This window comes from Brevibacillus borstelensis (assembly GCF_037834415.1).
Taxonomy (GTDB): Bacteria; Bacillota; Bacilli; order Brevibacillales; family Brevibacillaceae; genus Brevibacillus; species Brevibacillus borstelensis_A.
In genome coordinates, this window is sequence record NZ_JAUMSJ010000016.1 from 1 (window position 1) to 13,997 (window position 13,997).

Consider the following 13,997-nt stretch of genomic DNA (forward strand, 5'->3'; position numbering starts at 1 on the left):
CCAATACTGTATGCGATGATCTCTCCGTTGTACAAGTCCATGATGCTAGATAAATACAACATTTTACTGCCGAAAGGCAGGTAAGTAATATCCGTAACTAGCTTTTGCAATGGTTGTTCCGCAAGAAAATCACGTTTCAAAAGATGATCAGCGACCTGGAACGGTTGTCCGGTTCCCTTTCGCTTTTTTATTTTCACTCGACATTGCAAGCCTTCTTCTCTCATAATCCGTTGCACTCGTTTATGATTCACTTGCATCTCTCGGCGTAAAAGTGCTGTGATTTTTCGGTATCCATAGCGAAATTTATGTGCTAGGCACAACTCACGAATACGTGTGACGATTGGTTTCGAAATCTGTTGTGTATTCCTTTGATTTTTCCACCGATAGTAGGTGGAACGAGCAATGCCCAGCCATTAACACGCTTGTTGTATAGAGACCTCTCCCTTTATGGAATCCATCCACTGGACTGGTGCTTCTGGTGACACCTCCTTTCCCACTCCTTGTACTTTTTTAAGACATCCAATTGTTGCTTTAAGAAGCGATTCTCCTGTTTCAATCTTTCAACTTCAGATGTAACCTCTGGTCCTTTCCCATACGTATACTGTTTACTTACCGGTTGTTCAAAGCGGTGAGTTTCGCCGTTTCTATGCCACCGTAACCATGTTTTTACCTGCGTTTTGTTCTTGATACAGAGTTGCTCCATTACTTCTCTCACTGATACACCCGCCAGCCTCATTTCAACAGCCTTTAACTTAATTTCCGCAGGATAACTGACTCTTGTTGTCACAGAAAAAACACCTCCAAGTTGTCCCCATATCTTACGACATGGTCGCATTCTCTGGAAGGTGTTTTGATTTGTCTTACCTTATGGGGTCAGTCCCTACCTATCGTAAGCTTTTTCAACAGGCATAAGAGCAATACTTAATCCTACCCTTGCCGAAAAGATTTCGACAATCTCCCGCATGAAACCAGTACACATCCAACCCACTATCCAATTCTGTTGCAGCTTTATCCCATCGCCGCCAAGTGGTTCCATTGTCCCACAACTTTCGACCTACAAATATCGACATATGATAGGATATATGGATTAAATTGGAGAAATAATCCTCTATTCCGTAAAAAGGAGGGAAAAATGTAAATGTTTGATCACTCACATTATGTACCCGTAATAAAATGGAAAAGAGGTGAACAAAGAGCTCTAGAATATTTAGATCATCCACTTAAAAATCATATGACTCCTTTACTGGAGATAACTCCGATCTTCTTCGAAGAAGAGGAAGACGAAAAATCCCGCTCTCAAAAGCTTGACAAAGAATTAGTTAATATAGGTCAAGATGTAAGACGTTGCTGGAACAATGATACACCAGTTTTCGTTGATACAATCCAGCTAGAAGTTGATGATCAACTATTCATGAGTACGGGTAAACACTTTTTGGAATATGTAATAGAAGACATCGAGGCTCATGGCACCCCAGCTATCCCCGTCGTAAACACGGCTCATTATCAACCTTTTTGGAGTTCACTAGAAAACGTCCTTCGCCAGTATGGTCGAGGTCTTTGTCTTAGAGTCAAACGTGGACAATTAAACAATCTAGGTAATCTGAAAAATGATATTGACTTGGTAATAAATAATTTACATCTAACACCGGAAAACATTGATTTAGTGCTTGATTTTGAATATATTGGAGACGATACACCTTCAGTACTTTTCACAAATGCCCTAATGGGGATTGTCCAATTCCCCTACTTAACTCAATGGAGAAGTTTTAGTTTAATGGGAACTTCAATGCCAAGTAGTCTCCGTATGAAAGCGAATACCCTTGGTAATCTGCCAAGAAACGAATTTGATGTTTATAAGCAATTGGTGAGTATCCGAGGTGGATTGGGAAGATTACCATCTTTCGGAGACTACACAATCAATAACAACACTTACACCAATTTCGATCCTTCAATGATGCAAGTCGCGGCTACCATTCGATACACTACAGCAGATAAATTCCTCATCTTTCGTGGTGCGTCAACTAAAGGTACTGCTAATGGCGGGTTTCAACAGTACATTTCTCTTGCTCAAGATGTCGTAAAGCACCCCGATTATTACGGTCGCTCATACTCATACGGCGATGGTTACATCTACGATTGCGCACACCAATTAAACGGTGTTTCTACTGGTAGTCATGAAACGTGGAGGCGTGCTGGGGTTAACCATCATCTAACCTTAGTGATCAATGAACTCGCCAACCTGCACGGCTCTTCAACGCCTGGTACACCAGTTGCTTCAATTCGCCCATAGGGATATTCGCTACCAGTCTCTCATATAACACATTTTTTGGCTTGCTCAAAACCCCTTTGTGCAAGCCTTTTTCTTTTAGTAAAGCCAATGCCTCTTCTTTCCAGAGTAATTGGACAAGAGAATAAGGATCTTGGGAAGGATTTTTTCTTCCCCTTTTCGCATACTTCATTCTTGCCTGCCCTTTAATGTTTGTAACAACGATGATACCCCACCAATCAGGAACCATCTCATTTACCTTGTCCAGATATTCATTTGCAGTAACGATTGTGACCTTATCAAAAACCTTGTTGTAATCATCCATCTGACTTGGCAGTCTACTCAGCGTATCACTCTCACTCTTGATTTCGTACCCGTGAATAACTCCATTAACCACCGCAATATCTACTCGTGACTGCCCAAGGCAGACTCCCATCTCATTAATTATTAGTGTGTCTGGTTCTTCACCATGTTTCAATTGTAACTTTCCGAGAAGGACCTCGCGTACATCTGCGTCCTTTAACTTTTCCATCCTTACATCCCGTTCCTTGGATTATTGACCTTAGTATTATTTGACGTTTAATAGTATATTCCTGCTTTACGCAAAAAACCCGCCCAGTTTCCCAGGCGGTAGAGAAGGGGTTCCCGAAAGATAAGCACCTTTCACATATAGGTGGCTTTTGCACGACAAAAAAGACTAGCCTTATAAGTTGCTACCAAGACTTCAATAAAATCCAGAGAAAAAGTGAACATTTTGTGAACAAGAAGAAAATGTATAAAATACCCAATAATAAGAACCGATTACAATAATGTAAGTAAATTAATTTTTTAGGAGGTTTTTGGATGAAAATTTCCAATCAAAGCATTACAAATCATCAAGCACAATACGTAAGTAAGCCAGACACTGATTCAACACAAAACGAATTAAACACACATTCCTCCAACGTTCAGAATGACTCCTTAGAAATTAGTGAAGAAGCAAAAAAATTATACAATGAGTCCAAAACCAACCAATTAACTCCTATGGCTGTAAAATCTTATGAAACCACGATACGCTTTAACGGATACGATATTACATTTGAAGTTCGTCGTGGCAACATTAACATCGAAAATGATCGTGAATTCAGGAATTTAATATCCGATTCGTCATCAAAAGATATAGCCGATTTGGCAAGTAGAATGAAAGAAATTTATAAGCGTCATATTGGGGAATCATTTGATGTATCAACTACTTCAATGGTTTTTGAGATAGCTGCTCATGTTTATCCTGACGATATGGCCAAATTCGTTGAGGATAATATACATCTTTTGCCAAGAAGAATACGAGATGACGTGAGAGACCTTATGGACCAGCTCCAAGAGCGTACTCGCGTAATTAATATTGGAGAAGATGACAAAGAAAGAGTTATTTTTGATAATATAGCTAGAGTATTGCATATATTCGACTTTTTTGATGTTATAGACAAAAATTGATTCACATATATAAATGTAAACATCCCGTCTTCACCTTTTGAAAAGTGAGACGGGATGTCTTTGTTCGCAGCTAGGATTGTGTTATTTCAGAACTACACCTTTTAGTTTGACCCTCCCCTTGGCACGAAAAAACCTATATACTTTTTTAAAATTAGACCACAAATAATAGATATTAAGAGATTGGATATTAAAGGCGGATAAAATATAAAGTGATTTGCCCCAAGAAATACTATAAATTCGAAAAGAGCAATGCCAAAAAGCAATATAAACAACTTTCTGCTTCGAAGTCGGTACATGATGAATATAACCAGTGCCATTACAAGGAATCGAATTACAGTCAGTTTTGAAACACCCCAAAAATCTTCCCACGGTATGAAACCTTGGTTCACATCGTCAACAATAACAAAATAAAGAAACCCTTCAAGCATTGCGCTACCAACTATATATACAGAAAAGATCAACGAAATAATAAGTCGGAAAACTTTTTTTTTCAAATTCATTTTCCAAATACCTCCAATACTAAGAATCAATTACATTATACGCAACCTTTATAACCATTTCAATTGGTATCTGATCTTAAACACAAAATGTAGGAACACTGTACTGTGTATAACATGACAAGAAATCGGTTTTACTTTTATTATGGTAGGTTCTTGTCCACGTAAAAAGCCTGCCCTCAGATAAGGAACAAGCTATTTGGGAGACGTTCTGAAATTTTTTTCTGTGCTCGTTGAATGTGTGTATTCACACTGCTCTTTGAGATACCAAGAAAGTTCGAAATCTTTGAGTGGGAGAAACACTCCCCATATGCCATTAAATAGCAATCCCGCTCCCTTTCACTCAATACACAAAGGGCGTCTTCGATCTGTTGCCTTTGCCACTCTGACAAATTCGATGGGCTGCCAGCTGTACTTCTTGCAACAAACGCTTGCATACGGATCGGGTCCATTAGTTTTTCTTTTTGGTATGATGCTCTCCGCTCAATCCCACGTCTACTTCCCGGCCCTGACGCTCGGAACGTGTAAGACCTCAGTCCGCGTCACCTTCAAAGACTCTACGCCAAAAAAGGTAGATGTTGGTCTGGCAGCCAGCTACATCCGAAACATTCATGCAGTCATAAGTAAGTCACTCCGAAAAGCAAAAGAATGGGGATTGATTAAGGAAAATGTCACCTCCCTCGTTACTCCACCACGGATCGAGAAAAAGCAGGTACAGACGTGGACATTGGAAGAAATAAACCAATTCTTAAACAATCAAGAAGAGGAAAACCGGCAACAAGAAGTTTTATATTGTGTATGTATTGGCTATATTTTGCGGGATGCGAAGAGGTGAGATTCTCGGCCTTCGTTGGTCGGACTGCGATTTAGAAAATGGGCTTATTCGAGTCCAACAGACCCTTGTTAATGTCGGCGGAAAAGCGGTCATGCAAGAACCTAAGACGAGAGGAGCTATCCGCACTATTGATGTACCAGAATTTGCTTTGCAGGAACTGAAAAGCCATTATATCAAACAGAAAGAAATCAAACTCCAATTAGGTCAGGGTTATGAAGATAATGACTTGGTGGTGGCGAACTGGACAGGCACACCGGTACTTCCTGGCGACGTGAATCATGATTTCAAGATCGCTTGTAAGTTTGCTGGTATACCTATTATCAGGTTTCATGATCTCCGACATACCCACGCCACTATCCTCTTGCAGTTGGGTGAAAACCCCAAAATCGTGAGTGAACGATTAGGCCACTCAGATGTCACTATCACACTGAACACCTACGCCCACGTTCTCCCTTCAATGCAGCGGGACCTCGCCAAAAATTTCGATCAGGCCATAAAGCGGGCCAAAGTCTAAGCTTTAACGAACTAAAGGTTGTCAATCGGTTGTCAGAACCCTCGTTTTCAACCCCCGAAAACATCAGGAACCCCTGATGTATCAAGGGTTCCGCGAATGTTATTTTGAAATGTTAAATTACACTTCCATAATGATAGGCAAGATCATTGGACGACGGCGGGTTTGATCGTACAAGAATCGGCCCAGTGCTTCCTTGACATTGTTTTTCAACGAAGACCATTCATTCACATTTTCTTCCATGCATTTGACAAGTGTTTGGGTGACGATGCGATTTGCCTCGTCCAACAGCTCTTCCGATTCCCGTACATAGACAAAGCCGCGGGAGATGATGTCTGGACCGGACAAAATCGTACCATTTTGCTTGCTGAGTGTAACGACAACTACCAGAATTCCGTCTTGTGACAGTAATTTGCGGTCCCTGAGAACGATATTTCCAACATCGCCGACGCCAAGGCCGTCAATCAATACATTGCCAGCGTTAACCTTTGGACCAAAGCGAGCTTTTCCCCCGGAAATCTCCACTGTGTCGCCATTGTCCAACAAGAAAATGTTTTCACTCGGGATTCCCACTTGTTCGGCAAGCAAGGCGTGCGTTCTCAGCATGCGGAACTCGCCGTGAATCGGGATGAAGTACTTCGGCTTCATGAGGTTCAGCATCAAACGAAGCTCCTCCTGGCTGCCGTGACCGGATACGTGTACCGCTCCATTCGGGCCGTGCCCGCCGTAAATCACCTCAGCGCCAATCCGAGACAATTGGTCAATGGTGCGCGCCACGTACTTTTCATTGCCAGGAATAGGTGTAGCTGCGATTACTACTGTGTCCCCTGGAAGGATATCTACTTTCCGATGGGCGGATCGGGCCATACGGGTAAGCGCGGACATCGGCTCCCCTTGACTTCCAGTGGATAAAATAACGACCTGCTCGGCAGGAAGCTTGTTCACTTCATCCGTATCGATCAGCAGACCTTCAGGTACATGGAGGTAGCCCAGATCCTTGCTGATATTGATGACGTTTTGCATGCTTCTGCCCACGACCGCGATCTTGCGGCCGTACTCCGCCGCAGCATCGACTACATGCTGAATCCGGTGAACGTTGGAGGCAAAGGTGGAAACGATAATCCGTCCTGTCGCCTTGCTAAACACGTCCTTGATTGCAACACCGACTGAACGCTCCGAGCCGGTAAAACCAGGCCGCTCAGCGTTGGTGCTGTCCGAAAGCAGACATAATACGCCACGGTCGCCGATCATAGCCATCTTGGCCAGATCTGCCTGTTGATTGTTTACCGGTGTCTGATCAAACTTGAAGTCTCCCGTATGCACCACGTATCCTTCAGGGGTTTCCAGGCAAACGCCAACGCTGTCTGGAATACTGTGGTTGACGCGGAAAAACGTGGCCTTCATGTTCCCGAAATCAACTTCCGAGTCGCTGTTAATTAAAATGCGCTTCGTATCGTTTAGAATACCCGCTTCTTTTAATTTTGCTTCAATCAGACCCAGCGTCAATTTTGTCGCATATACCGGTACCTTCAAACGTTTGAGCACATAGCTGAGTCCGCCGATGTGATCTTCGTGTCCGTGCGTAACAACAATACCGCGAACCTTGTCGCGATTTTCCTCCAAGTACGTAATGTCCGGGATGACCATATCAATTCCCAGCATTTCCTCTTCCGGGAACTTTAATCCGGCGTCGATGACGACAATTTCATCATCGCATTGGACTACGTACATGTTCTTCCCAATTTCGCCTACTCCGCCCAGGGCGAAAATGAGAACAGAGTGATTCGATTTTGCCAAACGTGTAACCTCCTATATTTAGTTGTCATTCACACTCAAATTAACCGCCCCAAATCACTTACACTCATTATACCCGAATAGAAAAGAGGAACACAAGAAAAAACAGCCACCCGGAAAAGTCATTTTAAGAATAAAAAATCGGCAATATTAAGAATGAATTGGATGGAAATTGACAGACTATAAGTAACTCGCCGAAAAGGAGGTGGCCGCATGTCTATGTGGCAACGGTTCAAGTACAGGAAGGAGACTAGAAAGCTCTCTTCTGCCAAGGCCTTGATCGGCTCTTCCTTCTCTGAAAATCAGCGGTTACCTGCCAAACTTGAAGAAACGCTCGCTTGCATGAAGGAGACATTTGGTGGCACCGACGACTTCAAGACTCGTCGGTTTGAAGTGTTTGGCCGCTATCCGGCAGCTCTGATTTACCTGGAACACCTCACGAATCAACGGGAGATGAAGGAGGACATCCTGCGACCCCTGCTTCAAAAAAATGCTGCCCACGTTGAGAGCGGGAGCGTGGATAGAAGCGAGCTGCCGGAACTGATCACCAATGACATCCTGTTTGGCGGGAATGTATCTACTGGAAACAAGTACCGCACGTTGGTCGATCGTATCTTGGACGGCCAGGTTGCCATTATTATCGATGGCCTTGACAGAGCGATTATTTCGGGTTCGGGCAAAGTGGAACATCGCGCCATCAGTCAACCAGAAACGGAACAGGTGATTCGCGGTTCCCGGGAAGGCTTTATTGAAAATCTCGGAGTGAATCTCGCGCTTTTGCGGAACAGACTCCCTTCCGTGGATTTGCTCGTCAAAACAATCCAGATCGGCCGGAAGACAAGGACGAAAGTAGCTGTCTGCTATTTGCGAGACGTGTGCAATCCTGCACTTTCCAAAGAAATCATTGATAGACTTCAGAAAATCGATATCGACGGTGTAATCGATTCCGGCTATTTGGAACAGTTCATCGAAGACAATCATTTGTCTCCCTTTCCGCAAATACAGAATTCGGAACGCCCCGACAAGTGCGTCGCCAACTTGTTGGAAGGCAGGGTGATTATTTTGGTCGACGGCTGCCCTTTTGCTCTGATCGCTCCAGCGGTCTTTAGCCAATTTTATCAATCTGTCGATGACTATTCCGAGCGTTTTTTGCTCTCCAGCTTTGTCAGGCTATCCCGTCTGGTCGCTCTCTTATTTTCACTAATTTTCCCTTCTCTATATGTATCTGTAATCTCTTTCAATCCCGAACTGATACCGACCGAGTTTGCCGTAGCCGTTGCCGGCGGCCGTGCCGGAGTCCCTTTTCCTGCCCTTTTGGAAGTGCTGATCATGGAGGTTTCCATGGAAGTATTGCGGGAAGCGACGATCAGGCTGCCGCAGCAAGTCGGCGGCGCACTGTCCATTGTCGGTGTGCTGGTAATCGGACAAGCTGCCGTATCTGCTGGATTTGCAAGCCCGATCACGGTCGTTGTGATCGCTCTTACCACCATCGGTTCGTTTGCAACTCCCGCATACGACATGGCTCTTGCATTGAGGCTGCTTCGCTTTCCTCTGATTATCCTGGGAGGCATTTTTGGACTATATGGCGTCATGGTTGGCCTGATCCTGATCGTGAACCACATGCTTTCTCTGCGTTCTTTTGGCATACCATTCATGAGTCCTCTGGTACCTGGTCAATGGCAAGGGATGAAGGACACAATGGTACGGGGCCCCTTTTGGCTTTCTCCCAAGCGCCCTGAGCTTTTGCACCCTCGTAATTCCGTCCGAGTTGGGACCGAGAGCCAGTCAATCGAGCAGCCACCTCACAATACGCTAGATCCGGTTTCTGTCGGAAATAGAAGATGGGAGGATTCGGATGGAGACTCCACGTGAAATTACCTTTTTGCAAGCTACCGCGGTTTTAATCAGCACCATCATCGGGGTAGGAGTTCTTTCCCTGCCCGTGATCGCTGTGAAAGCAGCGGACAGCGGAGCCCCGCTTCTGACCTTTCTCGGAGCAATGATCGCACTCCTATCCTTAAGCATTCTAGCGGCTTTAGGGAAACGCTTTCCTCGCAAATCGATCATTCATTATAGCGAAGATATTCTCGGCTCCTGGATCGCCAGGATCGGGAGTGTCGCTATTGTATTGTTTTTTGCTTTGCTGTCTGCGCTAACGGCACGAGAATTTGGCGAAGTAGTCGTCACTTCCGTACTCAGAAACACTCCATTGGAGGTAACGGTTATTGTCATGCTCGTTCTCACGGCTGTCTCTTGCCGAAACGATATGAATACATTTTCTTACATCCATTTGTTCTACCTGCCGTTTATTTTAGCTCCGGGTCTTTTGATCGTCGCATTGTCCTTGCAAAACGCCGATATGATTAACTTGCTGCCTATCGCTCGGGTCGCGAACGGTGAATGGCTTTACGGAAGCTTGACCATTGCCGCTCTTTTTCAAGGTTCATTTATCGTTACGATGATCATTCCGTCCATGCCCCGTCCGGCAAAAACATTACAGGCCTGTTTGCTGGCAATTATCGTCTCCGGCGGTCTCTACTTGTTGATCGTCATTGCCACCGTAACGATTTTTGGAGCCGAAGAGACAAAGCTTCTCATTTGGCCCACTCTTGAGCTGGCCAGAATGACGTCGCTCCCGGCCAATGTCCTGGAGCGGTTGGATATTTTGTTTCTCGCCGTTTGGGTGACAGCTGTCTTCACGACACTGTTTTCCACCTATTATTTCACCATCCATTCGCTGAGCAATCTGTTGCGGCTCAGGGATCACAAGATGTTTTCGTTCTTTCTCTTGCCGTTCATCTTTGTACTGGCCATGCTCCCGCAAAATGTGCTTGATACATACCGTTTTATACTCACAATCGGTTTGTATGGTCTCATTATCACGATCGCTTACCCGGCTGTCCTGTTGATTATCGCCATTTTGCGAAAGAAAAGGGAGGATCAACTTGATCGGGAACACGCACAGGAGTCACCTTAATATCGTTTTCATACTCGCTCTACTCCTGCCTATCCTTACGGGATGCTGGGACAGAACAGAAATCGAATCGAGGGCAAACATTCTCGGAATCGCCATTGATGTTGTAGAAGACAACGAGGAACAATATGAATCCAAGCTCAGTCATTTGGATCATACCTTCCCTAAGCCCAAAAAGGCGCTGATTCAAATCACGGCGCAAATTGCCGTACCGGGAAGAATTCCCTTGGGTCCGGAAAGCGGCAGCAGCGGATCGCAAAAGCCGGTTTGGGTACTGAGCACCGTCGGCCACACGCTCGATGACGCTATCCTGAACCTCCAGCAAGAGATAGCTGATCGACTTTTTTTCGGACATTTGCGGGTTATTATCGTCAGCGACAAGGTGGCAAAACAGGGTGTCGGAGAATTAAACGACTATTTGCGACGAAATCCGGAAGTGCGCCGGACAGCCTGGATGATCATTTCCAATGGGAAAGCTTCAAAAGTGATGGAGAGTTCCCCGCAATTGGAACGAATTCCCACACTTTATCTCTCGGCAATGATGGAAAACGCCGTTTTACTGGGCAAGTTTCCCAGTGACTTTCTCGGCCTGTTTTGGAGCGCCTCATCAAAGTTGGGCCAAGAGCCCTTCCTTCCTGTGGTAGAAGTGAAACGGTACGAAAACACCGAGATCTCGGGACTGGCCTATTTTCACGGAGATCGGATGGTCGGGGTCCTGAAGCCTTTGGAAATCGGCTTCTTCATGGCAGTCAAGGGAATCACAAAGGGAGGCTATGCCGCTTTTACACCTGTACCCGGCCAAAAAGCGAGCGTGTTGGTGCGATCGCGTTCTCGCAGCACGCAAATAAGCGCTGTGATGGAGCACGGACGGCCAAAAATTAAGCTTGACATTCACGTAGAAGTTGACATCGTTGAAAAGACAAAAAACACCGGCTCCTTGAATCGGCCCGGCATCTTGAAAGAAATCTCTGCCGAAACCTCGAGGCATGCCAAAAACACGATTGAAAACATAATTGCCAAAACACAAAAGGATGAATCAGATATATTCGGATTTGGGGAGTACATTCGGGCCAAGCTCCCCGATTACTGGAATACTCACATCAAAACGAAAGAAAACTGGCGGGAGCAATTCAAGAAATTGGAAGTTGACATCCACTTCACGACCACGATCCGCCGTGTAGGAATGAGGCTGGGATAGGAGGTAATCTTTTGAGCGTCCCCTTACATCTGGGATACATCTACTATGTGGTTTTTCTGTCGATAGCAGCTGGCATAGCCGTCCTCCGTATTGACGTAGCGAACTATGAATCGGCGATCATGCCGAGAGAACGACGAGCGGCCAAAATTCTCGGCTGGCTCAACATTGGTCTAGGAGTGCTGATCCTTCTCCTGCAATGGTTAATCCATTCGTTTATTCACACCTGATCGGGAGAGATTGAGGAAAATCAAAACGGGAGCCTTCTCATAAATTCGGCTCCCGCTTAGATTTTGCCATTATCCCAGCAAGTTATAGACAAATGCTTTTTCTTCTTCGGTCAGAGCGACGAGCGGCAAACGAACGCCTCCCGTCTGAATTCCCAGCTTCTCCAAGGCAGCTTTGGTAGGCCCCGGACTTGGATACGCAAACAAGCCCTCAAATACAGGCAGAAGCTTGCGATGGATTGCCGCAGCCTGTGCATGCTCTCCTCGGAAAAAAGCAGAAATCATCTCAGACATCTGGGCACCCACCACGTGGCTGGCTACGCTGACAATTCCTACGCCCCCGATGGAAAGCACCGGCAGCGTCAACCCGTCATCTCCGCTGTAAAGCTCAAACCCTTCCGGTGCATGCTCGATAATCGACGCCATTTGCGACAGATTGCCCGAAGCTTCTTTCACGCAGACGACGTTGGGCAGCTTCGCGAGCCGGAGTGTCGTCTCCGCGGTCATGTTTACACTCGTACGACCCGGTACATTGTACAGCATGACCGGGAGTTTCGTAGATTCTGCCAGTGCCTTGAAATGATGGTATATTCCCTCCTGGGACGGGCGGCTGTAATACGGTGTAACCAACATGACGCCGTCGACGCCTATCTTTTCAACTTCTTTAGTAAATTCGATGCTTGCCGCCGTATTGTTGCTGCCTGTTCCGGCAATAATATGGCATTTTCCTTTTGCATAGGAAACGACGTGCTTGAACAAATCAAGTTTTTCCCCGACGGACAGCGTCGGAGACTCCCCCGTTGTGCCGCTGACCACAATGCCTTCCGTACCGGTAGCCAGCAAGTGATCAATGAGACGTTCGGTTTGTTCGTAATCGATTTCTAGTTGCTGATTGAAAGGAGTTACCATTGCGGTAACCAATCGGCCAAAACGTGCCACTGCCCCCAGCTCCTCTGCCTATTCTCACAAGTATAATGCCGCTGCCATTTACAAGTGTCCGGTATGCAATTGAAATTGCTGATGCAGAGCCCGGACCGCGCGAACCATATCCTCTTCATGAACCAAAACCCAAATGGTCGTATGGGAGTCGGCAGATTGCAGTATGGGAATGTCCTCCTGTGTCAAAGCTTCCACGATCTGAGCCATGACACCTGGAACACCCGTCATCCCCGCACCGATCACGGAGACTTTTGCACAATGCGGCAGCAGCTGAGGCTCATACCCCATATCCGTCAAGATACGGGAAGCCTTATCTCCCATTTCATCATGGACCGTATACGCGACGCCCAACGGATTGACATTGATAAAGTCAACGCTGATGTCGTTGTTCGCCATTGCCTTGAATACTTGCAATTGCGTATCGTAACGGCCGTCTTTGCTCGCGACTTTGATTTGCGTAATATTGGGAACATGCGCAATCCCCATGACCAGCCGATCATGTACAGTGTACCCCATTCGACCGATCTCAAGCAGGTTGGTAACCAGTGTTCCCGGATCATCCGAGAAAGTGGACCGCACCCGAATCGGCACATTCGCCTGCATGGCAATCTCGACCGCCCGTGGATGTATGACCTTCGCCCCCAGATGAGCCATGTTGCAGATTTCAGAATACGTAACCGTCGAAAGCGGCTGCGCTTCTTCCACAATGCGTGGATCAGCCGTCATGATGCCGTTCACATCCGTGAAGATATCGACCATTTCGGCATGGAGAGCGACACCGAGAGCTGTTGCTGTCGTGTCGCTCCCTCCCCGCCCAAGTGTCGTAATTTCCCAATCGGATGTCCGTCCCTGAAAACCGGGAACAATGACCACTTTGCCCGCTTCCAGCTCCTTTACGATCCGCTTGGGTTCGATCGTTTCAATCTGTGCATTGGTAAAGTCATCGCTGGTGACGATATTTGCCTGCCCGCCAGTCAGAATAGTAGCCTCGATTCCTTCTGCATTCAGCATGCTGCACATGACCGTTGCCGAGATAATTTCTCCTGTATGCATCAACAGATCCGTCTCCCGCTTCGGCAAGCCGTTTCCGTTGTTGCGAATGAGCTGCAGCAACGTGTCGGTCGCATAGGGGTCGCCCTTGCGCCCCATCGCTGACACGACAACGACGAGGGCATAGCCTTCGTCGATCGCTCTTTTTATATGCGTAATAGCCCTGATCCGGCAATCTTCTGTCGTCAGTGAAGATCCTCCGAATTTCTGGACGAGAATTTTCACAAACCTCTCCC

Annotated in this window: 15 protein-coding genes and 2 pseudogenes; 8 read left to right on the top strand and 9 right to left on the bottom strand. The window is 46.2% G+C overall.

Going from position 1 to position 13,997, the window contains the following annotated elements; translation table 11 throughout:
* The 3 genes and pseudogenes from Q3F21_RS14125 to Q3F21_RS14130 all read right to left on the bottom strand — a co-directional run.
* Positions 1-224: pseudogene (locus Q3F21_RS14125) on the bottom strand (IS3 family transposase); the annotation flags it as partial.
* A 21-nt stretch (positions 225-245) separates the two neighbouring features.
* Positions 246-320 (bottom strand): annotated as a pseudogene (locus Q3F21_RS27455) (hypothetical protein); the annotation flags it as partial.
* 125 nt (positions 321-445) lie between these two features.
* A complete protein-coding gene (locus tag Q3F21_RS14130) occupies positions 446-787 on the bottom strand; it encodes a hypothetical protein (protein ID WP_340253853.1) in 342 nt (113 codons plus the stop codon).
* A gap of 351 nt (positions 788-1,138) precedes the next feature.
* Between Q3F21_RS14130 and Q3F21_RS14135 the strand changes: the two genes are divergently transcribed.
* Positions 1,139-2,290 carry a beta family protein gene (locus tag Q3F21_RS14135; protein WP_340253856.1) on the top strand — a complete coding sequence of 384 codons (1,152 nt, stop codon included), beginning with the start codon at positions 1,139-1,141 and terminating at the stop codon, positions 2,288-2,290.
* Here Q3F21_RS14135 and Q3F21_RS14140 read toward each other — a convergent pair.
* A complete protein-coding gene (locus Q3F21_RS14140) occupies positions 2,223-2,798 on the bottom strand; it encodes a sce7726 family protein (RefSeq protein WP_340253859.1) in 576 nt (191 codons plus the stop codon). The two genes, Q3F21_RS14135 and Q3F21_RS14140, sit on opposite strands and share 68 nt — an antisense overlap.
* A 311-nt stretch (positions 2,799-3,109) precedes the next feature.
* On the opposite strand from Q3F21_RS14140, the gene Q3F21_RS14145 reads away from it, so the two are divergent.
* Positions 3,110-3,739, top strand: a complete 630-nt coding sequence (locus Q3F21_RS14145) for a hypothetical protein (protein ID WP_340253862.1) — start codon at positions 3,110-3,112, stop codon at positions 3,737-3,739.
* Between the two features lie 101 nt (positions 3,740-3,840).
* Here Q3F21_RS14145 and Q3F21_RS14150 read toward each other — a convergent pair whose 3' ends face one another.
* Together Q3F21_RS14150 and Q3F21_RS14155 are read right to left on the bottom strand one after the other, a co-directional pair.
* Positions 3,841-4,239, bottom strand: coding sequence for a hypothetical protein (locus Q3F21_RS14150; protein ID WP_340253865.1), 399 nt, complete (start codon positions 4,237-4,239; stop codon positions 3,841-3,843).
* A 176-nt stretch (positions 4,240-4,415) separates the two neighbouring features.
* Positions 4,416-4,553, bottom strand: coding sequence for a sigma factor-like helix-turn-helix DNA-binding protein (locus Q3F21_RS14155; protein ID WP_340254153.1), 138 nt, complete (start codon positions 4,551-4,553; stop codon positions 4,416-4,418).
* Between Q3F21_RS14155 and Q3F21_RS14160 the strand changes: the two genes are divergently transcribed.
* Both Q3F21_RS14160 and Q3F21_RS14165 read left to right on the top strand, forming a co-directional pair.
* A complete protein-coding gene (locus tag Q3F21_RS14160; RefSeq protein ID WP_340254165.1) occupies positions 4,547-5,071 on the top strand; it encodes a hypothetical protein in 525 nt (174 codons plus the stop codon). The two genes, Q3F21_RS14155 and Q3F21_RS14160, sit on opposite strands and share 7 nt — an antisense overlap.
* Entirely contained in the window at positions 5,031-5,585 is a 555-nt protein-coding gene (locus tag Q3F21_RS14165; RefSeq protein ID WP_340253868.1) for a site-specific integrase, read from the top strand. The genes Q3F21_RS14160 and Q3F21_RS14165 overlap by 41 nt, the downstream gene beginning before the upstream one ends.
* A gap of 117 nt (positions 5,586-5,702) precedes the next feature.
* Here the strand turns inward: Q3F21_RS14165 and Q3F21_RS14170 are convergent, their stop codons facing one another.
* Positions 5,703-7,379 carry an RNase J family beta-CASP ribonuclease gene (locus tag Q3F21_RS14170; protein ID WP_340253871.1) on the bottom strand — a complete coding sequence of 559 codons (1,677 nt, stop codon included), beginning with the start codon at positions 7,377-7,379 and terminating at the stop codon, positions 5,703-5,705.
* A 210-nt stretch (positions 7,380-7,589) separates the two neighbouring features.
* On the opposite strand from Q3F21_RS14170, the gene Q3F21_RS14175 reads away from it, so the two are divergent.
* From Q3F21_RS14175 to Q3F21_RS14190, 4 genes are read left to right on the top strand one after another with little or no spacing between them, the layout of a single operon-like run.
* On the top strand, positions 7,590-9,248 hold the full coding sequence (locus Q3F21_RS14175) for a spore germination protein (RefSeq protein WP_340253874.1): 1,659 nt from the start codon (positions 7,590-7,592) through the stop codon (positions 9,246-9,248).
* Entirely contained in the window at positions 9,232-10,353 is a 1,122-nt protein-coding gene (locus Q3F21_RS14180; RefSeq protein WP_340253877.1) for an endospore germination permease, read from the top strand. The genes Q3F21_RS14175 and Q3F21_RS14180 overlap by 17 nt, the downstream gene beginning before the upstream one ends.
* Entirely contained in the window at positions 10,322-11,548 is a 1,227-nt protein-coding gene (locus Q3F21_RS14185; RefSeq protein ID WP_340253880.1) for a Ger(x)C family spore germination protein, read from the top strand. Before Q3F21_RS14180 ends, Q3F21_RS14185 begins: the two co-directional genes overlap by 32 nt.
* A gap of 11 nt (positions 11,549-11,559) precedes the next feature.
* Positions 11,560-11,775 (top strand): CLC_0170 family protein, encoded by a 216-nt coding sequence (locus tag Q3F21_RS14190; RefSeq protein WP_340253883.1) that lies wholly within the window; start codon positions 11,560-11,562, stop codon positions 11,773-11,775.
* A gap of 69 nt (positions 11,776-11,844) precedes the next feature.
* Here the strand turns inward: Q3F21_RS14190 and dapA are convergent, their stop codons facing one another.
* Positions 11,845-12,711 (bottom strand): 4-hydroxy-tetrahydrodipicolinate synthase, encoded by an 867-nt coding sequence (gene dapA, locus Q3F21_RS14195; protein ID WP_340253886.1) that lies wholly within the window; start codon positions 12,709-12,711, stop codon positions 11,845-11,847.
* A gap of 48 nt (positions 12,712-12,759) precedes the next feature.
* On the bottom strand, positions 12,760-13,986 hold the full coding sequence (dapG, locus tag Q3F21_RS14200) for an aspartate kinase (protein WP_340253889.1): 1,227 nt from the start codon (positions 13,984-13,986) through the stop codon (positions 12,760-12,762).
* Positions 13,987-13,997 lie beyond the last annotated feature (11 nt).